General features: G+C 65.8%; 27 protein-coding genes and 1 pseudogene. 19 read left to right on the plus strand and 9 right to left on the minus strand.

The window, feature by feature from the left end:
* The first annotated feature begins 57 nt into the window (after nt 1-57).
* From DV733_RS07140 to DV733_RS07155, 4 genes are all read left to right on the plus strand, one after another.
* A complete protein-coding gene (locus tag DV733_RS07140) occupies nt 58-333 on the plus strand; it encodes a hypothetical protein (protein WP_202594327.1) in 276 nt (91 codons plus the stop codon).
* Nucleotides 334-483: 150 nt separating this feature from the next.
* Entirely contained in the window at nt 484-1527 is a 1044-nt protein-coding gene (locus DV733_RS07145; protein WP_049995410.1) for a metal ABC transporter substrate-binding protein, read from the plus strand.
* Complete coding sequence (locus tag DV733_RS07150) at nt 1524-2432, plus strand: metal ABC transporter ATP-binding protein (RefSeq protein WP_049995409.1); 909 nt, start codon at nt 1524-1526, stop codon at nt 2430-2432. Before DV733_RS07145 ends, DV733_RS07150 begins: the two co-directional genes overlap by 4 nt.
* On the plus strand, nt 2429-3514 hold the full coding sequence (locus tag DV733_RS07155; RefSeq protein WP_079979573.1) for a metal ABC transporter permease: 1086 nt from the start codon (nt 2429-2431) through the stop codon (nt 3512-3514). The genes DV733_RS07150 and DV733_RS07155 overlap by 4 nt, the downstream gene beginning before the upstream one ends.
* A 4-nt stretch (nt 3515-3518) precedes the next feature.
* Here DV733_RS07155 and DV733_RS07160 read toward each other — a convergent pair whose 3' ends face one another.
* Both DV733_RS07160 and DV733_RS07165 read right to left on the minus strand, forming a co-directional pair.
* The gene (locus tag DV733_RS07160; protein WP_049995408.1) at nt 3519-3938 is read right to left on the minus strand and encodes a type II toxin-antitoxin system VapC family toxin; all 420 of its coding nucleotides are present in this window, start codon (nt 3936-3938) and stop codon (nt 3519-3521) included.
* Nucleotides 3935-4228 (minus strand): hypothetical protein, encoded by a 294-nt coding sequence (locus tag DV733_RS07165; RefSeq protein WP_049995407.1) that lies wholly within the window; start codon nt 4226-4228, stop codon nt 3935-3937. Before DV733_RS07165 ends, DV733_RS07160 begins: the two co-directional genes overlap by 4 nt.
* Nucleotides 4229-4362: 134 nt before the next feature.
* On the opposite strand from DV733_RS07165, the gene DV733_RS07170 reads away from it, so the two are divergent.
* A complete protein-coding gene (locus DV733_RS07170; protein WP_049995406.1) occupies nt 4363-6426 on the plus strand; it encodes a (Fe-S)-binding protein in 2064 nt (687 codons plus the stop codon).
* Nucleotides 6427-6430: 4 nt separating this feature from the next.
* On the opposite strand, the gene DV733_RS07175 is transcribed toward DV733_RS07170, so the two are convergent.
* Together DV733_RS07175 and DV733_RS07180 are read right to left on the minus strand one after the other, a co-directional pair.
* Entirely contained in the window at nt 6431-6970 is a 540-nt protein-coding gene (locus DV733_RS07175; protein ID WP_049995405.1) for a GNAT family N-acetyltransferase, read from the minus strand.
* A complete protein-coding gene (locus DV733_RS07180; RefSeq protein WP_049995404.1) occupies nt 6970-7509 on the minus strand; it encodes a GNAT family N-acetyltransferase in 540 nt (179 codons plus the stop codon). The genes DV733_RS07175 and DV733_RS07180 overlap by 1 nt, the downstream gene beginning before the upstream one ends.
* A gap of 108 nt (nt 7510-7617) precedes the next feature.
* On the opposite strand from DV733_RS07180, the gene hemB reads away from it, so the two are divergent.
* The 13 genes and pseudogenes from hemB to DV733_RS07245 all read left to right on the plus strand — a co-directional run bounded on the left by hemB (nt 7618) and on the right by DV733_RS07245 (nt 18291).
* Complete coding sequence (hemB, locus tag DV733_RS07185; RefSeq protein ID WP_049995403.1) at nt 7618-8598, plus strand: porphobilinogen synthase; 981 nt, start codon at nt 7618-7620, stop codon at nt 8596-8598.
* A 113-nt stretch (nt 8599-8711) separates the two neighbouring features.
* Nucleotides 8712-9371: a DUF4129 domain-containing protein gene (locus DV733_RS07190; protein ID WP_049995402.1), complete on the plus strand. Its 660-nt coding sequence runs from the start codon at nt 8712-8714 to the stop codon at nt 9369-9371.
* A gap of 26 nt (nt 9372-9397) precedes the next feature.
* Nucleotides 9398-9931, plus strand: coding sequence for a DUF7269 family protein (locus DV733_RS07195; protein WP_049995401.1), 534 nt, complete (start codon nt 9398-9400; stop codon nt 9929-9931).
* The gene (locus tag DV733_RS07200; RefSeq protein ID WP_049995400.1) at nt 9924-11216 is read left to right on the plus strand and encodes a DUF58 domain-containing protein; all 1293 of its coding nucleotides are present in this window, start codon (nt 9924-9926) and stop codon (nt 11214-11216) included. The genes DV733_RS07195 and DV733_RS07200 overlap by 8 nt, the downstream gene beginning before the upstream one ends.
* The gene (locus DV733_RS07205) at nt 11213-11692 is read left to right on the plus strand and encodes a DUF7519 family protein (RefSeq protein ID WP_049995399.1); all 480 of its coding nucleotides are present in this window, start codon (nt 11213-11215) and stop codon (nt 11690-11692) included. Before DV733_RS07200 ends, DV733_RS07205 begins: the two co-directional genes overlap by 4 nt.
* A 42-nt stretch (nt 11693-11734) precedes the next feature.
* Nucleotides 11735-11893 (plus strand): annotated as a pseudogene (locus DV733_RS07210) (P-II family nitrogen regulator); the annotation flags it as partial.
* A 361-nt stretch (nt 11894-12254) separates the two neighbouring features.
* Nucleotides 12255-13607, plus strand: a complete 1353-nt coding sequence (locus DV733_RS07215) for an ammonium transporter (RefSeq protein WP_049995398.1) — start codon at nt 12255-12257, stop codon at nt 13605-13607.
* Entirely contained in the window at nt 13604-13957 is a 354-nt protein-coding gene (locus tag DV733_RS07220; protein WP_079979571.1) for a P-II family nitrogen regulator, read from the plus strand. Before DV733_RS07215 ends, DV733_RS07220 begins: the two co-directional genes overlap by 4 nt.
* 60 nt (nt 13958-14017) lie before the next feature.
* Nucleotides 14018-14497: an Lrp/AsnC family transcriptional regulator gene (locus tag DV733_RS07225; RefSeq protein ID WP_049995396.1), complete on the plus strand. Its 480-nt coding sequence runs from the start codon at nt 14018-14020 to the stop codon at nt 14495-14497.
* 97 nt (nt 14498-14594) lie between these two features.
* Entirely contained in the window at nt 14595-15731 is a 1137-nt protein-coding gene (locus tag DV733_RS07230) for an inorganic phosphate transporter (RefSeq protein ID WP_049995395.1), read from the plus strand.
* Between the two features lie 88 nt (nt 15732-15819).
* Nucleotides 15820-16209: a ferredoxin Fer gene (gene fer / locus DV733_RS07235; RefSeq protein ID WP_049995394.1), complete on the plus strand. Its 390-nt coding sequence runs from the start codon at nt 15820-15822 to the stop codon at nt 16207-16209.
* A gap of 75 nt (nt 16210-16284) precedes the next feature.
* Nucleotides 16285-17352, plus strand: coding sequence for a prepilin peptidase (locus DV733_RS07240; RefSeq protein WP_049995393.1), 1068 nt, complete (start codon nt 16285-16287; stop codon nt 17350-17352).
* Between the two features lie 39 nt (nt 17353-17391).
* Nucleotides 17392-18291 (plus strand): carbohydrate kinase family protein, encoded by a 900-nt coding sequence (locus DV733_RS07245; protein ID WP_049995392.1) that lies wholly within the window; start codon nt 17392-17394, stop codon nt 18289-18291.
* Nucleotides 18292-18318: 27 nt separating this feature from the next.
* Here the strand turns inward: DV733_RS07245 and DV733_RS07250 are convergent, their stop codons facing one another.
* Genes DV733_RS07250 through DV733_RS07270 form a run of 5 tightly spaced genes read right to left on the minus strand, consistent with a single transcriptional unit; the run spans nt 18319 to nt 23463 of the window.
* Nucleotides 18319-18723, minus strand: coding sequence for a helix-turn-helix domain-containing protein (locus tag DV733_RS07250; protein ID WP_049995391.1), 405 nt, complete (start codon nt 18721-18723; stop codon nt 18319-18321).
* Between the two features lie 3 nt (nt 18724-18726).
* Nucleotides 18727-19356 (minus strand): molecular chaperone TorD family protein, encoded by a 630-nt coding sequence (locus DV733_RS07255; protein WP_049995390.1) that lies wholly within the window; start codon nt 19354-19356, stop codon nt 18727-18729.
* 2 nt (nt 19357-19358) lie between these two features.
* Nucleotides 19359-20501, minus strand: coding sequence for an NrfD/PsrC family molybdoenzyme membrane anchor subunit (gene nrfD / locus DV733_RS07260; RefSeq protein WP_049995389.1), 1143 nt, complete (start codon nt 20499-20501; stop codon nt 19359-19361).
* A gap of 2 nt (nt 20502-20503) precedes the next feature.
* Entirely contained in the window at nt 20504-21139 is a 636-nt protein-coding gene (locus DV733_RS07265; RefSeq protein ID WP_049995388.1) for a 4Fe-4S dicluster domain-containing protein, read from the minus strand.
* A 2-nt stretch (nt 21140-21141) separates the two neighbouring features.
* Nucleotides 21142-23463, minus strand: coding sequence for a molybdopterin-containing oxidoreductase family protein (locus DV733_RS07270; protein ID WP_049995387.1), 2322 nt, complete (start codon nt 23461-23463; stop codon nt 21142-21144).
* A gap of 265 nt (nt 23464-23728) precedes the next feature.
* Here DV733_RS07270 and DV733_RS07275 point away from each other — a divergent pair, with 265 nt between their 5' ends.
* The gene (locus DV733_RS07275; protein WP_049995386.1) at nt 23729-23989 is read left to right on the plus strand and encodes a hypothetical protein; all 261 of its coding nucleotides are present in this window, start codon (nt 23729-23731) and stop codon (nt 23987-23989) included.
* The last annotated feature ends 10 nt before the right edge of the window (nt 23990-23999 follow it).

Raw genomic sequence — 23999 nt, forward strand, 5'->3', positions numbered from 1 at the left:
ACGCCAGCCCGACTGGGGGCCGGTACTGGTTTCCCGCTGACAGCAGACAGTCGATCTATGTCCTTGCACACGACGCGACTGAAAGCGTACCTCGATCACTTCCTACCGCGTGAGGTCATCGGCCCCGTCATCATCGTCTTCTCCCTGGAGGGGGTGATCGACGGCATCTTCGGCCTGTACGTCCCCGCGGAGTACGCCACACTAGGCTGGGGCGCTGTCTTCGTGCTCTCGCTCGCACTGGTCGCCTACTGGGGCTCTGTCGACGAACCCGCGCTCGAAGAACTCCACGAACGCCTCGACGAACTCGAAGACGAACACGAAGAGAGTACCTGAGCGCCTCCTACACGATTTCTCCTCGGCGGCCGCCCGTCACTTTCGAAGCCACAACAAATATATATGGCAATACCGAAGAAAAGATTAGGCACGTCTAATTTAGGGATTTGGTAGATAACTATGTCACGAGAACTACGCGATAACGGAGGGATGACGCGACGGGACGCGATTCGCGCAGGCTGTGGGGCGGCGATTGCGGGGCTGGCCGGCTGCGGTGCGCTCCCGAGTGCACCGGCGCGAGGCGACGATTCTGGGGGGGACGGACCGGTCGCGGTCGCGTCGTTCTTCAGTTTCTTCGACTTCGGCCGCGAGATTGCCGATGGAACGCCGCTGACGGTCGAGAATCTGGTTCCAACGGGACTCCACGGCCACGGCTGGGAACCGAACGCGAGTATCACGCAGCGGATCATCGACGCAGACGCGTTCGTCCACGTCGGCGCGGACTTCCAGCCCTGGGCCGACCGCGCGATCGACGTCCTCGAAGCCGACGACGTCGACACGGCGCTGATCAACGCCCGAGAGGGGGTCGAACTGGTGGACCTCGCTGCCTCGCTCGACCCCGACGAGGAGGGTGTCGGCTCCCAGCGCGGGAAGGACCCGCACTTCTGGCTCGACCCCCGGCGTGCAAAGCAGTCCGTCGACAACATCGCCGACGGCTTTGCTGACCTTCTCCCCGAGCACGCCGACGCCTTCCGCGACAACGCCGCGACGTACAAGCGTGAGGTGCTCGACCGGATCGACGCCGATTACCAGGACATCTTCGACCGCGCCGATCGGGACATCGTCCAGCTGGCCGCCCACAACGCCTTCCAGTACATCGGCGTCCGCTACGGCGTGCGGATGCGACCGCTGGTCACCAATCTGGCGGCGAGCGGCGACGTCAAGCCCGCCGACATCCGCGAGGCGACCGAAGTCATCCGCGAGAACGACATCCGCTACATCGCCAACGGCGTCTTCGAGTCCCAGACGCCGGCCCAGCAACTCGTCCGCGAGACACAGGTCGAGGCGTACTTCCCCGTGACGCCGTACGCCGGCGTTCGTGAGGAATGGGTCGAACAGAACTGGGGCTACGAGGAGATCGCCGACAACATCAATATGCCCACCTTCGAGATCGTCCTCGGCAACGAGACGCCCGCCGAGGCCGCACCCTGGGACGGCTGGGTCGAGCAGTGGGAGAACTTCGAACCGATATGAGCACGACTGACTCCGACTCCACGGCGGACGGGACCGCACGGCAGGCCGCCAGCGACGCCGATTCGGGCACGGAGGTAACCGGCCCCGTCGTCGACCTCCAGGACGTGACCTTCGGCTACACGGCGACGCCCGTCATCGAGGACGTCTCGCTGACGATCGACTCGGGCGAGTACGTGGCAATGGTCGGGCCGAACGGCTCGGGCAAGTCCACGCTGATGCAGCTCCTCCTGGGACTGCTCGAACCCGACACTGGATCGGCCCAGCTGTTCGGTGAGCGCGCCAGCCGCTTCGACGACGGCGAGCGGATCGGCTACGTCGCCCAGCACGCAAGCGCCGCCAAGGAGATGCCCATTACCGTCCGCGAAGTCGTGAAGATGGGCCGGTTCGCCCACCTCGATCTGGGCCGGGTCGGTGGTGGCGACCCGATCCTCGACGCGCTGCGCGAGAAACCGCTCGCGACCGCGCGAGAGATCCTGAACACCGTCTTCGGCCGACTATCCGCCGCTGATTGGAACGCCGTCGACGACGCCCTGGAGACGGTCGGGATGAGCGCGTTCGTCGACCGCCGGATCACGCAGCTCTCGGGCGGCCAGCGCCAGCGAGCCTTCATCGCGCGAGCGCTCGCGAGCGAAGCCGACCTGCTCGTGCTCGACGAGCCGACAGTCGGGGTCGACGCCGAGTCGGTCGACGCCTTCTACGACCTGCTGGCGTCGCTCAACGCCCAGGGGATCACCGTCCTCCTCATCGAACACGACCTCGGCGCGGTCGTCGAACACGCCGACCGCGTCGTCTGTCTGAATCGCGAGATCTACTTCGACGGCCCCACGGAGGAATTCGTCGAGAGCGACGCGCTCGCCCGCGCGTTCGGCACAGAGGCGCGCTTCCTCTCGGGGGTGGGCGAATGAGCGCCGACGCCGTCGCCGCACTGCTGACGGGTGGCCCCGAAGTCGCCGACCTGTCTCTGGTACTCCCGCTCCAGTTCGGACTGGGTGTCGTCGGCGAGGTCGTCTTCGGCGTCCTCCTGTGGGTCCTCGACCAGTGGTACTGGCTGCTGGACTGGGTGTACTACTTCACGGGCGTGGAGATGCTGAACCCGGACTACCGGTACATGCAACGGGCGCTTCTGGTCGGCCTGTGTATCGGCGTGATGGCGCCGCTCATCGGGACCTTCCTCGTCCACCGCCAGCTCGCACTGATCGGCGACGCGCTGGCCCACACTGCCTTCGCCGGCGTGGCCATCGGACTCTTCCTGAACAGCGTCATCGACCTGGGGGTATCGCCCTACCTCACTGCCGTCGTCGTCGCGATGATCGCGGCGTTGTTCATCGAGTTGATCTCGGAGGTCACCGACGCCTACAACGACGTCTCGATGGCGATCGTCCTCTCGACGGGATTCGCGCTGGGGACGACGCTCATCAGCCTCAACGCTGGCGGACTCGCCGTCGGCGTCAATCAGTACCTCTTCGGCAACCTCGCCACGGTGTCGCCCCAGAGTGCGGCCATCCTGCTGGTACTGTTCGCCCTGATCGTCGTGACGGTGGTCTTCACCCGGAACCAGCTCCTGTTCGTCACCTTCGACGAGACGGCCGCCGCCGTCTCCGGGATCTCGGTCAACTGGTACAACCGGGTCGTGGTGATGTTGACGGCGATGGTCGTCGTCGGCGCGATGCAGATCATGGGGGTCATCCTCGTCGCCGCGATGCTCGTGGTCCCGGTCGCGGGCGCGACGCAGGTCTCCCGGAGCTTTTCGGAGTCGCTCGTCCTCTCGGTCGTGCTCGCGGAACTGGCCGTCCTGCTGGGGATCGGCGTCGCCTACTACACCGGCGTCACGGCCGGCGGTATCATCGTCCTCGTCGCCGTCGGGATCTACGTCTGTACGGTCGTCTTGGGCAAGATCCAGTCGGCGCTCGGCGAGCAGACCACGCCCGACATGGGGAGCATCGACGCCGAGAGTACAGAGGTCGGCGCTGGCGTCGAGAGCGACTGATTTATCACACTTCTCGCGGATCGATCCGGTCGACGATCCCGTCGAAGTCGTCGTCGAACGAGAGCACGTGGTCGATATCGCGCTCCTCGACCAGTGCGATCGTCGTCGCGTCGGTGAAACTCAGCCCGTGATCGTCGTAGCGTTCGAAGACGTCGACGGCCGCCTCGAACGACGCTCGATCGGTGACGAGCAGCCGAAAGAGATCCCGTTCGCGTAGCTGTTCGCCAACGAGTTGTGCGTCACTGTGCCGACCAGTTCGAGCGTGCGTGAGCGTCACCGTCTCGTCGTAGATGTGATCCGTGATCGACGGGCGGCCGTACGCGCCCCGGGCGACTGCTTCCATCGCCGTCTGCGCACTCTCGTGGCGGGAGGCGTCGCTGTCGTGCTGTGCATAGAGCACTCCCGTGTCGACGACGAGACTCATTCGTTGTACGCTTCCTCCTCGTAGAGGATCCGGTCGATATCGTCTTCCGTGGTTTCGACGCCCGAATCGAAGGTATTCGAGAGAAACGCCTCGATCTCCTCGTCGCTGAGGCCTTCGAAGTCGTCCGCGAACGAATCGAACAGCGCCTCCTTGGACTCGAACTCCCGACTGACGATCCGGTCGAGCAACTCCTGCTGGCTCACCTTCTGGCCCCGTTCGAGCCGCAACTCTGCCTGGAGTTGCTCCAGTTTGTCTTTCGCGTCTTCGCCCAGTTTCACCGACGTCGCCATACCCAGATATAGTAGCTACTACAAAATAGAACTTTCTACAACAATGCCGAAAACGAGAAACTTCGGGACAATTCTCGACAGCCGGCGCGGGTCCGGGGGAAGACTTAAGCGATTCCCAAATCCCATGTTAGTCCATGACACTCCCGTTACAGTCCCAGGAGGTGACGCGGCCGACGTTCTGGCAGATCAGCGACGTCGGCAAGGCCGTCTTCTACTACCTGGCAGCCGTCGCGATCCTCGTCCTGCTGTTCGGAATCTACGAGCGCGTGCGCCGCTACACTCGCGGCAGCGAGGACCCCTTCCCCCGACTCGACGACCTGCCCGGACGCGTCCTCTCGGCCACTCGATCTATCGGGTCGAATCGGCCGCTGTTCGACCGCGACCTCGTCGGCGGCTTCATGCACGCCGCGGTCATGTGGGGCTTTCTGACGCTGCTGATGGCCACGACGATCCTCGCGATCGACATGGACGGCTACCAGCTCATCTTCGGTGAGTCCTTTTTCGTCGGTGATTTCTACCTCTCCTATTCGCTCGTCGTCGACTTCATGGGCCTCGTCTTCGTGGTGGGCCTCGGGATCGCGCTCTGGCGGCGTTACGCTCGGCGGATGGACCGACTGCACGGGAAACACACCTCCCTGGAAGACGACCTCTTTCTGTGGACGCTCTTTCTCCTGGGCGTCGGCGGGTATCTCACCGAGGGCGTCCGCATCCTGGGGCAGAACTTCCCCGATCACGAGAGCGTGAGTTTCGCCGGCTGGTTCGTCGCCGACTCGCTCGCGTTCGCAGGGATGACACCCGCGATGGCCAAAGACTTCTACCCCGTGACTTGGTGGAGTCACGCGATTCTCGCGCTCGTGTTCGTCGCGGCGATCCCCTACGCCAAGCCGTTCCACATGCTCTCGTCGTTCGCCAACACCGTCGCCCACGACGAGCAGGCGGGCACGCGCCTCCCGCGGGTTCCCGAGGACCTCGAACCCGACGAGATCGGCGCCACGGATCTGGAATCGTTCTCGTGGAAACAACTCCTGGATCAGGACGCCTGCACCAAGTGCGGCCGCTGTTCGTCGGTCTGTCCCGCCAAAGCCTCGGGCCGGCCGCTCGATCCCCGTGACGTGATCCTCGACCTGAAATCCTACCGCGAACAGGTTGACGCCGGTGGCGATACGGTCGAGATCGTCGCCGACGGCGGCACCTCGGTGATCGATTCCAGCACGATGGAATCGTGCATGGCCTGCATGGCCTGCATGGACGCCTGCCCGGTCGACATCGAGCACCTCACCCACTTCACGGACATGAACCGCCGCCTCACCGAGACGGGCCAGATGGACGAGCACGTCCAGGACGCCATGATGAACGTCTTCCAGCACGGGAACACCTTCGGCGACCCCGAGCGCAAGCGCCCCGACTGGACCGACGATCTCGACTTCGAGGTGCCCGACGCTCGCGACCAGTCAGTCGAGTACCTCTGGTACGTCGGCGACTACCCGAGTTACGACGAGCGCAACCAGAACGTCGCGAAAGCCCTGGCCACGCTCTTCGAGCGCGCGGGAATCGACTACGGCATCCTCTACGAGGCCGAGCAGACCGACGGCAACGACGTCCGCCGCGTCGGCGAGGAGGGCCTCTACGAGATGCTCGTCGAGGACAACGCCGCCGCCATTCAGGACTGTGAGTTCGAACACATCGTCACGACCGACCCCCACAGCTACAACACCTTCAAGAACGAGTATCCGGAGTTCGAGGCCTGTGAGTGGGACGAATCGGACGTCAGCCACTACACGCAGGTCCTCGCCGATCTCGTCCAGCGCGGTGCGCTCTCGCCCCGCGGTCTCGACGGCACCGTCACGTACCACGACCCCTGTCACCTCGGGCGGTACAACGGCGTCTTCGAGCCGCCCCGCGAACTGGTCGAGTCGACCGGGGTCGAACTGGTGGAGATGCCCCGGAACCGATCGGATAGTTTCTGCTGTGGTGGCGGCGGCGGCGGCCTCTGGATGGATCTGGAGGAGGAATCAAAGCCGAGCGAAGAGCGCCTCCGGGAGGCGCTGGAAGACACGCCGAGCGAGACCGTCGATCGGTTCGTCGTCGCCTGTCCGATGTGCGTGACGATGTACGAGGACGGCCGCAAGACCGGCGGCTACGAGGACGAACTCGAAATTGTGGATCTGACCGAGTTGCTGGTCGAGGCGACCGAGTAAGGGCTCACGCGCCCGCTTCTTCGAACTCCTCGCGCAGCACGCCGAGATGGACCATGTCGACGTACTCGCCGTCGACGGTCGCGGCCTCGCGAGCGACGGCCTCCTCGGTCATCCCGCAGTTTCGGAGGACGCCCAGTGAGGCTTCGTTGCTCGCGAGCGCTCGTCCGCGGACGCGGTGCAGACGCAACTCCTCGAAGGCGTAGGCGACCACGAGTCGGGCCGCCTCGGTCATGATCCCCTGCCCGTGTACGTCGGGCGCGAGCCAGTAGCCGATCTCGGCGTGACCGGCCTGCTGGTCGAGATCGAACAACCAGATCAGCCCACGGATCTCACCGTCGATCGAGACCGCGAGGTCGACGGACTCCTCGTCCGAGAGGCGCTCCTCGAAGAACTCCTGCCACGACTCGGCGTTCTTCGGTTGGACCATCGTCAGCGGTCGGCGGACCTGCGGGTCGGCGAGGGTATCTCGAACGAACTCGAGGTCGTCCTCCTCGATAGTCCGCAACGCGACTCGCTCGCCACGCAGGAAGGCCCCGCCGGGCATTAGAACGCCTCCGAGCCGACCCACTCCTCGTCCAGCAGGCCGTAGAAGTGGGTGTCGACGTACTCGCCGCGGACGTACTTCTCGTCGCGCTGGACGCCCTCGTGGGTGAACCCCAGTTTCTCCAGCAGGCGCTGAGAGGCGGCGTTGGTGTCGAGTGCGCGGGCACGGATTCGGTGGAGCCGCCGCTCGTCGAAGGCGTAGTCGAGCAGCAGCGCGGCCATCTCCGTCCCGTAGCCCTCGCCCTGGGCCTCGGGGGCGAGCCAGTAGGCGATTTCGGCGTGGCCGGCAGACTCGTCGACGCGGAACAGCATGGCGTAGCCGATCGGCTCGTCGTCGACACAGGCCAGGAGGCCGACGTCGTCGCCGTCGTACATGTCCTCGAAGCGCTCGCGCTGGGCTTCCAGGTTCGTGGGCCGGTCGAACGTCATCGGATGGCGGATCGCCGGGTCGTTGCTGTGATCGCGGAGGAATTCGAGATCGTCCTCTTCGACGGGTCGGAGGGCGACGTCGTCGCCCACGAGGAACGCACCACCGGGCATAGCTACACCTGGCTCCGTGGCCGGCATATGTCTATCCCCTGCGTGGGAGGGACTGACAGTCCAGGAGCGAGCGTTACCGCTTTCCCCGCCAGAGCCGAAAGCCGAGATATGAACCTCACCGATCGCCCGCGACGACTCCGGCGAGACGGCGTCCGAGAGCTGGTCAGCGAGACCGACGTCTCAGCCAGCGATCTGATCGCACCCGTCTTCGTCGACGCGACGACCGACGAGCGCGTGCCTATCGAGACGATGCCCGGCCACGAGCGCGTGCCCATCGAGCAGGCTGTGGATCGGGTCGGGGAGATCCGCGAGACCGGCGTCGAGGCCGTCATCGTCTTCGGCGTCCCCGAGTCGAAGGATTCGGAGGGCTCCCGGGCCTGGGCCGCCGAGGGCGTCGTTCAGGAGGCCGTCCGCCGGATCTCGGCGGAGACCGACGCCTACGTCATCACCGACGTCTGTCTGTGTGAGTACACCGAGCACGGCCACTGTGGCCCGCTCGAACCCGACGCCCGCGAGGAACCCACCCTGACGGTGGACAACGACCGCACGCTCGACCTGCTCGGGGAGATCGCCGTCTCCCACGCCGACGCCGGCGCGGACATGGTCGCGCCCTCGGGGATGATGGACGGGATGGTCGGCGCGATCCGGGAGAGCCTGGACGAGGTGGGCCACACCGAAGTGCCGATCATGAGCTACGCCGCGAAATACGAGTCGGCGTTCTACGGTCCGTTCCGGGACGCTGCGGATGGCGCGCCCGCGTTCGGCGATCGGCGGCACTACCAGATGGACCCCGCCAACAGCCGCGAGGCCATGCGCGAGGTCGCGCTGGACGTCCGGCAGGGCGCGGACGTGCTGATGGTCAAGCCCGCGCTCCCGTACCTCGATATCGTGCGCGACCTCCGGGAGAACTTCGACCATCCCGTGGCTGCGTACAACGTCTCCGGGGAGTACGCGATGCTCCACGCCGCCGCAGAGAAGGGGTGGCTCGACCTCGACGCCGTGGCCTACGAGTCGCTGCTGTCGATCAAACGTGCCGGTGCGGACCTCATCCTGACGTACTTCGCCGAAGATATTGCAGATCGGCTGTAATGCCGATCCTCCTTCCGGTGTGCTCGCAGCGTCCGCTGACCCGTCTTTCATCGCCCATTGCCGACAGCAGATAGACACTTTCAAGGGTAATTCCACCGCCACAGACCACTGTGATGCGTTCCCCGCCGCCCGCCGCCCTCGCAGCCGTACTTGCCGTCGTCGCCGTCGCGGCCGTTGCCGGCGCTCTCTCCGGTGCTGATCTCGGGGCTGGGCCGAGCCTCGGCGGCGACACACCACATGGAACACCGGGCAGCGGCAGCAGCAGTGGCTCAGCCGGTGCCAGTGGCGATGGCGCGCCCTCACTTCCTGCCGTCGAGTTCACTGCCCGGTCCCTGTTCGGAGCCCTGTCTGCGCCGCTCTCGCCGCCCACGATCGCACTGGGTGTCGTCGTCATCGGCGCGATTGCCGTCGTCGCTCTCCGCGGTGACGGCGATCCTGACGGTAGTTCGACTCCCACGTCGGAGACGTCGCAGCCGTCCGATTCCGCTGCGGAGGGCCGCGATACGACCTCTGCCTCGACCTACGCCGGTCCGGACGACAGCGTCGCAGTCCGTGCCTTCGAGCGGCTCGCCGCTACCGTCGACCCATCGGACCGGGAGACGTGTACTCCTCGCGAACTCCAGCGTGAAGCCCTCGACCGCGGGTTCGATCCCGCGGCCGTGGGAACGATCATCACGGCGTTCGAACGCGCTCGCTACGGCTGCCACCCGGTGGACGCCGACGTCGAGGCGGCGCTGTCGACGCTCGGACTCGACGGGGGTGAACCACGCTGAGCCGTCGTGTTCTCCAGTGGTTCGGAGTGGGGGCGACTGCTCTCGGTCTCCTCTTGTTGGTCGCTCCATCGGCGGGTCGGCTCGGTCCGCTCGCGCTCGTCGGCGTTCTCCTGTGTGCGCTCGCCGTGGGCGCGTACGCGCTCACCGACCGGCTCTCGACGTCTCGCGAGCGACCGACGCCCTCGCGTTCCGACGGCGGTGTCGACGCTCGCGTCCCCGGCACGAAATTCGACCGCGAACTGGCGGCGATCCCCGGCTACAGCCAGCGCGGTGCCGACGATCGAGACGCCGTTCGTGACCGCCTCCGCGAACTCGCCGTCGCCCATCTCGTCCGGGAAACGGGCGCTTCGACCGCAGCGGCCCACGACCGTCTCGACGCGGGGACTTGGACCGACGACCCGGCCGCAGCCGCGCTGTTCACCGACGCCGACCCGCCCGTTCGCTCGCAAGTCCGGGCACTGCTCGGTGGCAAGTCGGCGTTTCACCGCCGCGTCGACCGCGTCGTCGCCGTGCTGGTAGAGGAAGCCGACGCGACTCCCGGGGAGGTTGCCGATGACTGACCGCGAGGGATGGCCAGCTGTCGGAAACGTCGAGGTTCGGCGGCTCGGTCGCTGGGACGGCGTCGCCGGGCTGGCACTCGTCGGGTGTGCGGTCGGCGTCTTCTTGCGCTCGCCCGGGATCGTCCTCGCGGCGGCAGTCGGTCTCGCCCTGGCGGGCTACCAGCGACTCGCGACGCCACCACACCCGTCAGTATCGATCGAGCGCGGCGTGGACGACCGAACTGTCGAACCCGGCGATCCGGTTTCAGTCACGCTGACCGCCCACAACGATGGACAGCAGCGCCTCACCGATCTCCGGGTCGTCGACGGCGTCCCCGCGAGCGCGGTCGTCGTCGATGGAGCGCCAGCGTGTCGAACGTCGCTGGCCCCCGGCGACAGCACGACACAGACGTATTCGGTCGAAACCGACCGCGGTGCGGCCGCCTTCGAACCGCCGCTGGTAGCCACGCGAGACGTCGGTGGCGTCGTCGAGCGAGCCGAGCGCGTCGCGGCGAGCGGCGACGCAGCTGTCGAGTGCGCGCCGGCGTTCGAGCCGGTCGATCACCTCCCGTTGCGGGCACAGACCGCGCTCGATGCGGGGCGGCGGACGACCGACGACTCGGGATCGGGCGTGGCTTTCCAGGTCGTTCGCGACCACCAGCCGGGCGATCCCCGATCGCGGATCGCCTGGCGACACTGGGCTCGTTCGGGCGAGCTTGCGACCGTCGAGTTTCAGCCTGAACGCGCCGCGACGGTCGTGCTGGTCGTCGATACCCGCCCCGAAGCGCAGGTCGCGCCGAACCCAGCCGAGCCGACGGCGATCCAGCGCAGTGTCGACGCTGCCGCCCGCCTGTTCGCGACGCTGGACGCGGAGGGCTCTCGGATCGGGATCGCCACGCTGGACGACGAGCGGCGATGGCTCTCGCCCGGCCGCGGACGGTCACATCGCGCTCGCGCACACGACCTCCTGACCGACGAGTCGCTACTGTCGGGTAGCGGTGACTCGTTCGACCCCGTCGACAGCGCCGGCTGGCTGGTCGATCTCGCACCCACCCGGAGTCAGGTGATCGTCCTGTCGCCGCTGGTCGAGGACGCCATCGAGCGCTTCTGCGTTCGACTGGAGTCGCTCGGCGTGCCCGTGACAGTCTGCAGCCCCGATCCGACGACGACGGGATCGACTGGCTGCCGACTCGCCCGTCTCGAACGTGACCGGCGGCTGGATCGCCTCCGGGAGGCCGGTCTCGCGGTCGTCGACTGGCCGCGTGACCAGCCCTTGCAGCGGGCTCTGCAGGAGGGAAAGCGATGAACCCGGGCCGTACGAGTGCGGCCCTGGCGCTGCTGGCGGCGGTCGCGTCGCTGATGGCGACCGGCGTGACGACGTTCGCGACTGTCGCCGGTCTGCTCGGAGTGGCGAGTATAGCCGCCGCAGTCGTGTTCGATCGACCACTCGGCGTCCTCTGCGGGGCGCTCGCGCTCGCGGCTGCGATTCCGCTGGCGAGTCTCGGTGGTGCGAGCACGCCAGCGCTCGTCGTGGCAGGGGTGGCGACCGCGCTGGCGTACGATCTGGCCGACGCGGCGATCGAGTCGCGCCGGTCGTTCGATCCTCCCGCACGGACCGGCCGGGCCGAACTGGCTCACGCCCTCGGCGTCACTGTCCTGCTGGGACTGGTCGGCGGCTCGGTCTATCTGGTGTACGCGGCGACTGCCGGCTCGGGATCACCGCTCGCGGTGGCGCTGCTGTTGCTCGGGGCGGTCTCGCTGACAGCTGCGACCCGTGTTTAGGCAGGCGCGCAAAAGTCGGGGATGAAAACTGCTGACGATTCGATCGAGTGCGTCGTCGCGGACGTGCCGAGCGAGGACGTCGTCGACGCTATCGCCGACGCGGCCTACACCGGCGAGAAGGGCGGCGGTAAGGTGTTCGTCTTGCCTGTCGAGAGCGCGACGCAGATCCGGACTGGTGAGACTCGGTCGGATGCGATCTGATCTCACTACTGTGATGCCAAACTGGATACCGTAAGTATTGCCGCACAGATTGTCTGCAGACGGTGCGCGCACCCCCGAAATCGGCCCGATTTCGTAATTTTTGCCCCGATCCGGATTGACGAACGTCCAGATCCGAAGTCCATATTCCGTATGGATATTGACGACCGACAACCTTATATCCATTATATTGTATGGAACATTGGACACTTGTCTACAAACAACTCCATATCTTATCGATCATAAAGCCAATCCTTATGTAGGGGTGTTTCCATGAGACTCAACCGTGAACGGAGTTACAAACGTGGTCGAATCACGCGAGAAGTTGGACAAAGAACCATCAAAAATCGAGATCGAGTGAAATATGATCGAATCAATCGCACTACAGTCGGTGGGTGAATTGGCGGATGGAATAAGCAACGTCTGGATACTGACCGTATCCTTCCTGATCTTCTTCATGCACGCAGGCTTCGCGATGCTGGAGGCGGGTCAGGTACGTGCGAAGAACGTCGCCAACCAGTTGACGAAGAACCTCCTGACCTGGAGTGTTGGTGTCGTGGTGTTCTTCCTGGTCGGGGTCGGGGTATCCAACGCAGCAGCCGGCGCCGGTTTCGAGACGCCATTCATGGCCGAAGCCGACGCAGGCACTGCGGAGGTATACATCAACTGGCTGTACGGTGCAGTCTTCGCGATGACGGCGGCAACGATTGTCTCCGGGGCCGTCGCAGGGCGTGCGAGGCTCCGTGCCTACGTCACGTACACGATCGCGCTGGCCGCGGTGATCTACCCGGTCGTCATCGCGATGACCTGGACCCCGGAGATCGGGCTCGTCCAAGAAATCACCGGCACGGGATTCACTGACTTCGCCGGCGGGATGATCGTCCACGCGATGGGTGGTCTTGCCGGTCTCACTGCGGCGTGGATTCTCGGTCCGCGTATGGGCCGGTACAACGACGACGGTAGCGCGAACGTCATCCCCGGTCACTCGATGACCTTCGCCGTGCTCGGGACGCTCATGCTGGCCTTCGGCTGGTACGGCTTCAACGTCGGGACGGCAGGCGTCTTCACGTCCTCGGGCGCGTTCAACGGTGCCGTGCTGGGCCGCGTCGCGGTGACGACGACCCTGGCGATGGCGATGGGTGCAGTCGGCGCTGGCCTGGTTGCCTGGGCCAAGACCGGGAAAGTCGACACGCTGTACGTCGCGAACGGTCTGCTCGCTGGCCTCGTCGGCATCACGGCGATCCCGCACATCGCGACGTGGTGGGGTGCGCTGGCCGTCGGCCTCCTCGCCGGTGCGCAGCTCCCCCTCGTCTTCAGCTTCGTCGAAAACACTCTCAAAATCGACGACGTGTGTGCAGTCTTCCCTGTCCACGGTAGCGCAGGGATTCTCGGAGCGCTCGCGGCACCGTTCGTCCACCACAACCTCCAAGTCGGGATCCTCGATGCGTTCATCGCGCAGGTCGTCGGTGTCTCGGTCATCGCGGCCTGGACCGTGACGGCGACGGCAGTCGTCTGGTACGTCCTCAAGATGCTCGGCCAGGCACGCGTCACGCCCGAGCACGAGCAAGAGGGTCTGGACCTCTCCGAGCACGGCGTCGACACCTACCCTGAGTTCGGTGACGAGGACGGCGTCGTCGCCGACGGTGGGTTCGTGACTGACGGCAGTACCGTGCGAACGGACGGCAGCGTTGCGACCAACGACGGTGATTCCAAATGAGTAACTCAGGTATCAAGATGATCGTCGCAGTGATCCGCCCCGACAAGCTCGGGGACGTGAAACAGTCGCTGGCCGAAGCCGGCGCCCCCTCGCTGACAGTGACGAACGTCTCCGGGCGTGGCAGCCAGCCCGCCAAGAAAGGGCAATGGCGCGGCGAGGAATACGTCGTCGACCTCCATCAGAAAGTCAAGATCGAGTGCGTCGTCGCGGACATTCCCAGTGAGGACGTCGTCGAAGCGATCAAAGAGGGCGCACACACAGGCGAGAAGGGCGACGGCAAGATCTTCGTCCTCCCTGTCGAGAGCGCGACGCAGATCCGCACCGGCAAGGAAGGCGCAGAGGCCGTCTGATCGCCAGGCAGATCCCGTTTCCGCTCGCGTAGCGGTCCCCCGATTCTACGCCCACCGACCATGACACCTATCGATATCGAAGACGAACCGCCACTGGAACTGGCCGACGCCGACCGCGCAGTGTTGAACGCCCGGATCCGCGACGCTCGGACGAGCGTTCGGGACATCGCGACCGAGACTGGGATCGTCGCCAATCGCGTCGACGACCGACTCACACGACTCGAGAACGCAGGCGTCATCCGCGGGTACACCGCTCGCGTCGACTACGACGCGCTGGGCTACGACGTGACGGCCATCCTCCGCCTGTCGACGACCGACGACGCCGTCCTCGATCGTCTCCGCGAGGACCCCCAGTTCATCGCCGTCTACGCCGTGACCGGTCGTGACGACGTCGTCGCCGTCGGGAAGTTTCACGGTACAGATCAGCTGAACAGTGCCGCCACGGAACTGCTGACCGCCGACGACGTGCAGACTGTCGACGCCAGCGTCGCGCTCGACGTCGTCCGCGAGTTCGAGCCGTTCGAACTCGACGCCGAGTAACGACCGTCTCTTTTCCCTGCTCCCGACTCTCCTGCCCGCGTCGGTGACTCGACCGAAGCCGTCACAGTTTAGCTGCCGCCTTCCCTGCCGCCCATATATGGTCGAGGTATTGCTCGTCGTCGGACTCGCCGTCGCGGTGTTCGTCGGGTTCAACATCGGTGGCTCCTCGACCGGCGTCGCGTTCGGGCCTGCCGTCGGAAGCAAATCGATCTCGAAGATCGGCGCGGCAGCGCTGATGACCGCATTCGCGCTGCTCGGCGGGGCGACCGTCGGAACGGAGGTCGTCGAGACGATGGGTGGTGAGATCGTTCCCACCAGCGAGTTCACCCTGGCTGCGAGCGTGACGGTGCTGTTTTTCGTCGGCGCAGCGCTGCTCATCTCGAATCTCTTCGGCGTCCCGGCGTCGACGTCGATGACCGCTGTCGGTGCCATCGCGGGCCTGGGCGTCGCGACCGGATCGATCAGGTGGGATGTGATGGGCCAGATCGTCTCCTGGTGGCTCGTCGCACCGATCATCGCCTTCTGGGTCTGTGCGATGATCGGCCGCTACCTCTATCCCCATCTCGAAGCCAGGTTCACCTTCGAGAGCCCGGGCGACGAACGGACGACCAAAGAACTCCTCGGACAGGTGCTCGTCGTCGTGATCGGCTGTTACATGGCCTTCTCTGCGGGCGCGTCCAACGTCGCCAACGCCGTCGCACCGCTGGTCGGTGCCGGGGCGATCGGGCTGTACCCCGGTGTCGTCCTCGCCGGCGGCGCGATCGGACTCGGCGCGTTCACGATCGCCAGACGGACCCTCGACACTGTCGGAACTGGCCTGACCGACCTGCCGATCATGGCCGCGCTGATCGTCGAGGTCATCAGCGCGACCATCATCTCGTTGCTCTCGTGGGGTGGGATTCCTGCGAGTCTCGCTGTCAGCGCGACCATGTGTATCGTCGGCCTCGGCTGGGGGCGTGCGACGCGGACGACCACCATCTCCCAGGCCGCGACCGCCGCCGTCACGGGCGAGGCGACGTCGAGGACCGACGGGTCACTCTCTGTCGACGCACTCGCCGACTCCGAACCGGGTGGCGAGGTCCCGGGAATCGGCGAGGAAGACCGGGCCGAACTGACGGCCGGTGATCTGTTCGACCCGGCCGCGACTGGCCGTGTCATCACACTCTGGGTGCTGACGCCGACGTTCTCGGCGCTCGCGTCGTTTCTCGTCTTCGAGTTCGTTCCGATCGTGTGAGTTTTCGGTGTGGAATGTACACAATCGACGATGCAGACTCGTGAGGAACAGCAAAGTCTAACCGTTAGGCGTCAGTACTACTCAGGTGATGCCCACGGTAGAGTACCTCAATTACGAAGTAGTGGACGACCAAGGCTGGGACGTGTACGACGACGATCTCTTCGAGAAGGCCGGCGACGAAGGCCTCGACGCGGAGGACTACGGCGAGATCGACGTCGCCCAGGGCGAGTACATCCTCGAGGCCGCCGAGGCCCAGGGATACGACTGGCCGTTCTCGTGCCGTGCTGGTGCCTGCGCGAACTGTGCAGCCATCGTCACGGACGGTGAAGTCGAGATGGACATGCAGCAGATTCTCAGCGACGAAGAGGTCGAGGACAAGGGCGTTCGCCTGACCTGTGTCGGGACACCGGCCTCCGACGAGGTCAAGATCGTCTACAACGCGAAGCACCTCGACTACCTGCAGAACCGCGTCATCTGAACGCGACAACCCCGATCCCGTTTTTTGATCGCTGTACCCGTAAGTGATAACTCCCTGCCTCCGAATCACCCGACAGTGTACTCCGCGACGATCTCCGATCTGTTGCGCCTGCTCGTCGTCCCGGTGTTGGGGTGGGCGGCCGTCCGCGACGTCAAGACCCGCCGCGTCCCCAACGAGACGTGGCTGCCGCTGGCCGCGCTCGGCCTCATCCTGCTGTGCTGGGACGCCTGGGCCGTCTGGACGGAGACGGTCTGGACGCTCACCGTCGATGGCTTCGACATCGCGCTCGACACCCGCTTCCCGCGACAGACCGTCGACTCCTTTTTCGTCCGAACGGCCTTCAGCGTCGGCTTCCTGGTCCCCTTCGCCTACGGATTCTGGTGGTTCGGCGGCTTCGGCGGCGCGGACGCCAAGGCCCTGATGACGCTGGCGCTGGTCTTCCCGATCTTTCCTGTCTTCTACGGGCCCGGCTACACCCTCCCGTATCTGAACGAGACGACCCTGGGCGTGTTCTCGCTGACCATCCTCTCGAACACCGTGCTCGCGGGGGTGATCTACCCGCTCGCGCTCGCCGGGCGCAACCTGCTGGGCGGCGCGATATCCAAGATGATGTTCATCGGCCGGCCACTCCCCGTCGCGGACGCCCCCCGGCGCTACGGCCGCCTGCTCGAACGCCCCGACAGCTACACCCGCCGCGGGCTGGATCTGGACGTCCTCCGGATGTACCTCTCCTGGCGCGGCCTCGACCTCGACGACCTCCGGGCCAACCCCGAGCGCTATCGCGACCCTGCGAGTCTCCCCGAGGAACCCAACGACCCCGGCGACGGCACGATCGACGACACCAGCGGCTCGCTCGCGCTCACCGACGGCGGCGAGTCCGACGTCGACGGTGACGCGGCGGCCGAGCAGGACGCCGCCGACGAGTGGGGTGCTGACGCGTTCTTCGCGGACATCGGCGGGCCGATCTACGGGACCGACGCCGAGGAACTCCGAAACGGCCTCGACGTGCTCACCGCCCAGAAGCGGGCCTGGTACACGCCCGGAATCCCGTTCATCGTTCCGATGTTCGGCGGCCTGCTGATCAGTCTCACCGTTGGAGACGTGCTGGTCTGGCTGCTGATCCAGATCGGGATCGGTGGCTAGATCGGCAGGGCCAAATCCCGCGCCCGCCTCGTCTCGACCATGGATGTCTTCGTCGCCGGCGGCTGTTCCTGGGACGCGATCGTCTACCTCGACGAGTTCCCGACTACCACGGAGACCCACTTCGCACGGGACTTTCAGGAGACGCTGGGCTCCAGCGGCTCCGGCAAGAGTCTCAATCTCGGACGGCTCGGCGTCGACACGCGATTCCACGCGATGATCGGCGACGATCGCTTCGGCGATTCGATCCGCGAGCGCTTCGCGGCCGAGCCGATCGCCTTCGAATACGATCTCGACCCCAACGGCACGGAACGGCACGTCAACCTCATGAACGACGCCGGCGAGCGCATCTCGATCTTCGTCGTCCTGCCGACACAGGAGCCCGACATCGACGACGAGCGCCTGGAGGCCTGGACCGCACAGGCCGACGCGCTCGTGGTCAGCCCTGTCAACTACTCGCGATACCTCTTGCCCGCTGCCGAGGACGCTGGGACGTCAGTTTGGGCCGACGTCCACGCCTACGACGGCGAGGACAAGTATCACGAGGACTTCCTCGACGCGGCGGATTACCTGTTCATGAGCGAGGAGGGGATGGACGACCCGCGCGCGTTCATGCACGAGCAGGTCGATTCGGGTACCGCATTGGTCGTCTGCACGCACGGTGCGGACGGTGCGACCGCGCTCACCCCGGACGGATGGTTCGAGGTCCCGGCTCAGAACTTCGAGCCGGTCGACACCAACGGGGCCGGCGACGCCTTCTTCGCCGGCTTTCTCTACGGCCACAGGCAGGATCTCGACGTCGAGACCTGCCTCCGGCTCGGCACGCTCGCGGGCGGGCTGGCCGTCGAGTCGCGCGAGCTGGTTCATCCCGACCTCTCGGCGGATCGCCTCGCGGCCGAGTACGAGCGGTGCTACGACGAGTCGGTCGGGACGCGCTCGTGAGGCGGGAGTGACCGCCCGCACCGATCGTCAGCACTCGATACGATCGTTCGGATCGTCGCTCGCGTCGACGAACGAACGGACGAGCTGTCGCTCGACGGCGCTGAGTCGCTGTGAAATCGCCGACTTCGACCGGTCGAACTCCGCCGCGATGTCGGCGAGGTGAGCGCGCCGCGGATCGTCGTAGTACCCGCACGCGACCGCGTATCTGGCGGTCGCCTGCTGTGCCGCGGTGACGCTGTCGACGGGGACGACGTGGGGGCCCGAATCCGTCCAACTGACGGCGTCGATCGAGACCGACGCGTCGTCCATCGAGCGCCCGAGAAACAGGAGCAACTCGCGGGCCGCGTCCGGGTCCGAAAACGAGAGCGTCAGCCGGATTCCGGAGTTGTCGCTCTCGCCGACCGTCGCTGCTGTCGTCTCGTGCTGTGACACGCCCTATCCCTCCGCGTGTGTCCGTGCCCGGTCAGCCATCCGCTCGATTCGTTCGTGATCGGGGCCGGAAACGTCGAGTTCCTCGCGTACCCGCTCGATCGTGGCCACCAGCTGCTCGACGCACCACCGCTGGAGCGGCGCAGCTGCCGCCGCCTCCTCGACGAGGACGGCGAACGCGTCGATCCAGTCCAGGTCCGCCTCGACGAACGCCCCGAGTTCGTCCCACTCGCCCGCCTCCGCCAGCAGACTCGCGTACTCGAGCTGGAGTGCGACGTGATCGGGCGGGTACGCCGCCGGTACTGTCGCGTCGATCGCCTCGTACCGCCGGGCCATAGCCGAGGCCGGCGGCCCGCCCATCAACCCGTTGCGGTCGCCGTACCACTCCTTGTACGGCGAGGCCGCCGGCGGCGCGAACGGCGTCGCGAACGCGCCGAACAGGGCCTCGTAGTCCTCGGTCAGGTCGCGTCCGGAGACGGACACTGGGCCATCCGGCTCGACGCCGACCCGTTCCAGCAACTCGACGAGCGTCTCCGGGTCGTGTTCGAGGGCGTCGCGGACCTCCCTGTCCGGGTGCCGGAGGCAGTTCGACAGGCCGACGAGCGCGTCCGACCACGCGACGGTTCGTTCGACCATGGTCACAGCCCCGGGACGCCGAGTGGCGTCTTGACGGCGGCCATCAGGATCACGTACCGCAGCAGGAACCCGCCGAGGAGCACGAGCGTGTACTTCAGTGCGTAGCCACCGGTCAGCAGTCGCCTGCCCCACGGCGTCTCGCCGACGTCGGTGAACTGGTGGAGCATCGTCACCGTGATCGAGAGCGCGACTGGCAAGCCGGTCCCAAGGATCAACACGCCGCCGACGAACTCCAGCCCGTACGTGTCGAACAGCGCTGTCTCGGTCACGTTCGCGGCGACATCGGACGAGCTGCCCAGGAACGACACCAGCAGTCCGATCGCCACCAGTTCCACGACGATGATCGCGTCGTCGGTCAGACAGAACCGGTGGTTGGTCCGCGTCAGTGCGCCGCCGCTGGCGACCGTTCCCAGAAGCGCCGCGGAGATCCCCGTCGAGACGCCGCTCAGCAAGAAGATAAAGGGCAGGTACGTCCGATTCCACAGCGGCACGACCGAGATGTCGCTCAACAGCATCGCCGTGTACGCGATGAGCAGCAGTGAGAGCGCACCGCCGACGAGCCGGATCGCACCGTGGGCCCGGCTCGGGGGCCGCGTCTTGTCGGCGACGGTATCGAGCAACCACACGATCCCGCTGTCTGTCGACCACGGTCCCAGGCTGTCGATCCGGCCCAGGATCTTCCGGGGGAACAGGCTCAGACCGGACTCGGTCGCGACGGCGCTGCCGAAGTGCAGCCACAGCGTCTCCAGCGCCGCGACGATCGTGAACAGCACGATCACCCACGTCCCGATGGTCAGCCACGAGCCGAAGTTGGTGAACAGCACCGGGAACGTGAGCGCGCGAAGCGGCGCACCCAGGTGTGACAGCAGGGCGACCCCGCCGACGGCGATCGAGAGGACGCTGAGCACCGAGCCCCAGCGGGCGGTCTCCGCACACGAGTAGCGGTGCTCCTCGTCGTCCGTCCTGGCGAGCAGGATCTTGCCGAGCCAGCTGTCCGTGTCCATCAGACTCTTCATCAGGCTCGCCCACGAGGAGGTCACGTACGCCCCGCCGGCGGTGCCACCGAGGAAGAGATACAGCGCGATGAACTCCGCCCAGTGGACGTGGGGCAACCAGAGCCACTCGGAGCCACCTGTGACACTCATGATTAGTCCCCTGCGTGCTCGGGCGTGGCGGCGTGTTCGACCATGTCGAGGTTCTCCTCGCCCCGGAACGGCTCGACGACGACTCGCCCGTCGTTGGACTGGAACCGCTCTGCCGCCGCCTGTGACGCCTCTTTGATGATCTCTCGCTGCGGTCCTGCCTTGATCGCGTCGCCGACGCAGTCGGAGACGCAGTTGGGCTGGATGGGATCGTCCTGCTCGTTTTTCGACTCCGCGCCCGCGCCGCTGCCCGGCCCCTGATCGAGACACATGTTACACTTCGACATCAGGCCGTTGTCGCCGTAGGTCGGCGCGCCGAACGGGCAGGCCCACCCGCAGTACTTGCAGCCGATACAGACGTCCTGGTCGACAGTCACGATCCCGTCGGAGTCGCGCTTTTCGATCGCTTCCGTCGGGCACACCTCCGCACACGGGGCGTCGTGACAGTGCATACACGACATCGAGACCGGCACCTCGGCGACCTCGGGGTACTCGCCCTTCTCGTGGTGGGTGACGGTCCGCCAGTCGTCGGCGTCGGCGTCGCGGCCGTGGAACTGCTTGCACGAGATCGAGCACGCGTGACAGCCGATACACCGGTTCGGGTCGAAGTAGAAGACCCAGTGGTCTTCCTCGACTGCCATGGTCAGTCACCCCCCGCCGGGGCCACGTCGACCGCGATGTGTCTGTCTACCTGTCCGGTGATCGGATCCATCTGCATGTCGTGAAGCATCATCGTGTTCATCCCGTCCGCCGATTTCTCGCGGGCGTCCTCGCCCGTAGTGATCGCCGAGGTCTGTCCGAACCCGTACTCGGCGGTGACGAAGCCGGGCCGGGCGCGCTGGGTGACGACGGCCATCAGTTCGCCGCTCCCGGTCTTCGATTCGATCGCGACCATGTCGCCGGTCTCGATGCCGCGCTCGGCGGCGTCCTCGGGGTTGAGATAGAGGTAGTTCCCCCGGTAGTCCTCCCCGCTGAGCCGGTTTCGCTTGGCGAACTGGTCCCGCAGGCGCTCGTGGGGCTGGTTGCTCCCGTGGGAGAAAAACACCGAGCGAACGTCAGTGAACTCCAGGGGGTACTCCTCGGTGGTCTCGTCGCCGTAGGTTCCGGGGGGGATCCACTCCGGAGCCGTGTCCATCCCGGCCTCCTCGGCGGCCTTCGCGAAGGAGTCGATCTGGTCGAGATCGAACCGGAAGGTGAAGCCGTCGTCGTCTCTCCACTGCTCGTAGTCGTACTCCTCGACGAGTTCGTAGTTCGTCTCCCCGCTGTCTAGCTCTTCGAGAGTCAGATCCAGCGTCGAGAGCTGGTCGTCGATGAACTCCTCGTGGGAGTCCCACTGCTGGAAGATCGTCCAGTCGTCGTTGCCCGTCTCCCCGGCCATCGCGTCGGCGATCCCGGTCAGGATGTCGAAGTCCGGCAACGTGTTCCACTGGGGCTCGACGGCGGCCTTCGCGCCGGTGACCCACTTGTGGTTGGGGTAGGCGCTCCAGTTGCCGGTACCGAGCGTGTCTTTCTCCAGCTGGGTCGCCTCCGGCAGGACGACGTCCGCCCGCCGGGAGACGCCGTTCCAGTAGGCGTCGATCGAGATGACCAGATCCATCGCCTCGACCGCCTCGATCCAGGCCTCTGCGTTACCGTCTTTCAGCGGATCGTCGTGGTGACAGACGATCCCGTTGACGTGACCGTTCTCGACCATCTCGGGCACCAGGTTGTGCGCGATGCCCTCGATGTGACGGACCGGGTAGTCGCTGTACTCGTCGTACTTTTTGAGCGCCGGCTCCTTGTACTCGGCGCGGTTCGTGTAGTCCTGCTCGCAGACCTCGCCGAACGACGCCGTCGCGGGGTACTTCCAGAGACGCAGGCCGCCGGGCCGGTCGACGTTGCCGACCAGCCCGTTGAGCGCGGTGATGTTCTGGGTCGCCTTCCAGCCGTTGCCGGCCTGTGCGGTCCCCGTCCATACGGAGATGCCCGCCTGAGGGGCCGCCTCGGCGAACCCGCGTGCCACTCGCCGGATCTGGTCGGCGTCCAGACCCGTGATCTCGGCCGCCCGCTCGGGCGGCATCTCGGCGGCGGCCTCCCGGTAGGCCTCGAAGCCGTAGGTGTGGTTCTCGACGAAATCGGCGTCGTAGCGCTCCTCCTCGATGATGACGTTGGCCATCGCGAGCGCCAGCGCGCCGTCCGTCCGGGGTTCGATCGGCATCCACTCCTCGGACTTCTGGGCCGTGATCGTGTGCTGGGGATCGATCGTGACCAGCGTCGCGCCGTTGTTCTCGATCGCTTCGAGGACGCCCTTGGCCTCGAACTGCCCGGCGAAGGAGTTCAGGACGTTCCGGCCCCAGGCGATGATGTACTCGGAGTTCTGGTAGTCCGGGACCCGGTTGTTCGAGCCGACGCCCATCATCCCGCCGGTGACGAAGGTGGGGCCGGCACAGACGTGGATCCCGCGGCTGATCCGCTCGGGCGAGCCGTAGAGGTCCCGCCAGATCGTCCGGAAGATCGACGTCTCGGCCCAGCTGGTGGCGTCGAGGAACGTCTCCGCGCCGTTGTTCTCGTCGAACTCGACCAGCCGCTCGGCGGTGTACTGGAACGCCTCGTCCCAGCTCACTTTCTGTAGGTTCCCGTCCTCGTCTCGGATATGGGGTTCCTTGATCCGTTTCGGATCGTGGGTCTTGTCCAGCTGGGCCAATCCTTTCGGACAGAGCGTCCCCTCGGTGTCCGGCCCGGCACTCCCACGCGGGTGGCCGTCGACGCCCGTGAGATTGACGACGGTTCCGTCCCGGACGGAGGCTTTCTGCCCGCAGTTGTGGCTGCACATCCAGCAGTTGCCGAAGGCCGTCGAGAGCTCTCCGGACGGTGAGTCGTCCGTCCCGTCCCCGGTGAGACAGCCACCGAGTGCGGCCGCTCCGGCAGCCGACCCGGCCGTCTTCAGCAGGTTTCGGCGGGTGAGCGTCCCGACGCGCTCACTCATCGGGACCACTCCAGAACACGCCGAGCGGGCTCGGTCGAGTACCGTACTCCTCGCACCGTTCGAAGTCCGCTGTCGATATCTGCGTCGCCACGATCATGACTCTCCCATACCTCTAGAGAGGACTCGGACCGGCAAAGCCCACACTCGGTATTAATTAAGCCTTTATATACCCCAGGTCGGGGACGCCACACAGTCTTGTTTGATAAATCCAAGAATAAACAATAACACTTTGTACCGTGCGATGCAAGTTCGGCCGTGGGACAACATGGCAACTGAACCGTCAAATTCGCTCGACACGCTGGTAGGTGTCGCAGAAGGCGAAGAAGACCTCACCAAAGAGGAGTTCGAACGGATCGTCGACTCGATGGAGACGCGAAAGAAGTACAGCGTCGCGTCGTACAACATGCTCTGCACGTCGGCGGATGTGGTAGTCGTCTGTGACATGGACACCCAGGAGTTCATCCAGATCGAGATTCCACGGGACGCAGCGCCCGAGGACGACGTTATCGTGACGCGGGACGTCTGATCGCTACCGA

It is taken from the genome of Halapricum salinum, assembly GCF_004799665.1.
In the GTDB taxonomy this organism is placed as follows: Archaea; Halobacteriota; Halobacteria; order Halobacteriales; family Haloarculaceae; genus Halapricum; species Halapricum salinum.

Bases quoted from the DNA above. Each gene is read 5' to 3' on its own strand.
- DV733_RS07140 (WP_202594327.1), top strand. From the start codon at position 58: ATGTCCTTGCACACGACGCGACTGAAAGCGTACCTCGATCACTTCCTA.
- DV733_RS07145 (WP_049995410.1), top strand. From the start codon at position 484: ATGACGCGACGGGACGCGATTCGCGCAGGCTGTGGGGCGGCGATTGCG.
- DV733_RS07150 (WP_049995409.1), top strand. From the start codon at position 1,524: ATGAGCACGACTGACTCCGACTCCACGGCGGACGGGACCGCACGGCAG.
- DV733_RS07155 (WP_079979573.1), top strand. From the start codon at position 2,429: ATGAGCGCCGACGCCGTCGCCGCACTGCTGACGGGTGGCCCCGAAGTC.
- DV733_RS07160 (WP_049995408.1), bottom strand. From the start codon at position 3,938: ATGAGTCTCGTCGTCGACACGGGAGTGCTCTATGCACAGCACGACAGC.
- DV733_RS07165 (WP_049995407.1), bottom strand. From the start codon at position 4,228: ATGGCGACGTCGGTGAAACTGGGCGAAGACGCGAAAGACAAACTGGAG.
- DV733_RS07170 (WP_049995406.1), top strand. From the start codon at position 4,363: ATGACACTCCCGTTACAGTCCCAGGAGGTGACGCGGCCGACGTTCTGG.
- DV733_RS07175 (WP_049995405.1), bottom strand. From the start codon at position 6,970: ATGCCCGGCGGGGCCTTCCTGCGTGGCGAGCGAGTCGCGTTGCGGACT.
- DV733_RS07180 (WP_049995404.1), bottom strand. From the start codon at position 7,509: ATGCCCGGTGGTGCGTTCCTCGTGGGCGACGACGTCGCCCTCCGACCC.
- hemB (WP_049995403.1), top strand. From the start codon at position 7,618: ATGAACCTCACCGATCGCCCGCGACGACTCCGGCGAGACGGCGTCCGA.
- DV733_RS07190 (WP_049995402.1), top strand. From the start codon at position 8,712: ATGCGTTCCCCGCCGCCCGCCGCCCTCGCAGCCGTACTTGCCGTCGTC.
- DV733_RS07200 (WP_049995400.1), top strand. From the start codon at position 9,924: ATGACTGACCGCGAGGGATGGCCAGCTGTCGGAAACGTCGAGGTTCGG.
- DV733_RS07205 (WP_049995399.1), top strand. From the start codon at position 11,213: ATGAACCCGGGCCGTACGAGTGCGGCCCTGGCGCTGCTGGCGGCGGTC.
- DV733_RS07215 (WP_049995398.1), top strand. From the start codon at position 12,255: ATGATCGAATCAATCGCACTACAGTCGGTGGGTGAATTGGCGGATGGA.
- DV733_RS07220 (WP_079979571.1), top strand. From the start codon at position 13,604: ATGAGTAACTCAGGTATCAAGATGATCGTCGCAGTGATCCGCCCCGAC.
- DV733_RS07225 (WP_049995396.1), top strand. From the start codon at position 14,018: ATGACACCTATCGATATCGAAGACGAACCGCCACTGGAACTGGCCGAC.
- DV733_RS07230 (WP_049995395.1), top strand. From the start codon at position 14,595: ATGGTCGAGGTATTGCTCGTCGTCGGACTCGCCGTCGCGGTGTTCGTC.
- fer (WP_049995394.1), top strand. From the start codon at position 15,820: ATGCCCACGGTAGAGTACCTCAATTACGAAGTAGTGGACGACCAAGGC.
- DV733_RS07245 (WP_049995392.1), top strand. From the start codon at position 17,392: ATGGATGTCTTCGTCGCCGGCGGCTGTTCCTGGGACGCGATCGTCTAC.
- DV733_RS07255 (WP_049995390.1), bottom strand. From the start codon at position 19,356: ATGGTCGAACGAACCGTCGCGTGGTCGGACGCGCTCGTCGGCCTGTCG.
- nrfD (WP_049995389.1), bottom strand. From the start codon at position 20,501: ATGAGTGTCACAGGTGGCTCCGAGTGGCTCTGGTTGCCCCACGTCCAC.
- DV733_RS07265 (WP_049995388.1), bottom strand. From the start codon at position 21,139: ATGGCAGTCGAGGAAGACCACTGGGTCTTCTACTTCGACCCGAACCGG.
- DV733_RS07270 (WP_049995387.1), bottom strand. From the start codon at position 23,463: ATGAGTGAGCGCGTCGGGACGCTCACCCGCCGAAACCTGCTGAAGACG.
- DV733_RS07275 (WP_049995386.1), top strand. From the start codon at position 23,729: ATGGCAACTGAACCGTCAAATTCGCTCGACACGCTGGTAGGTGTCGCA.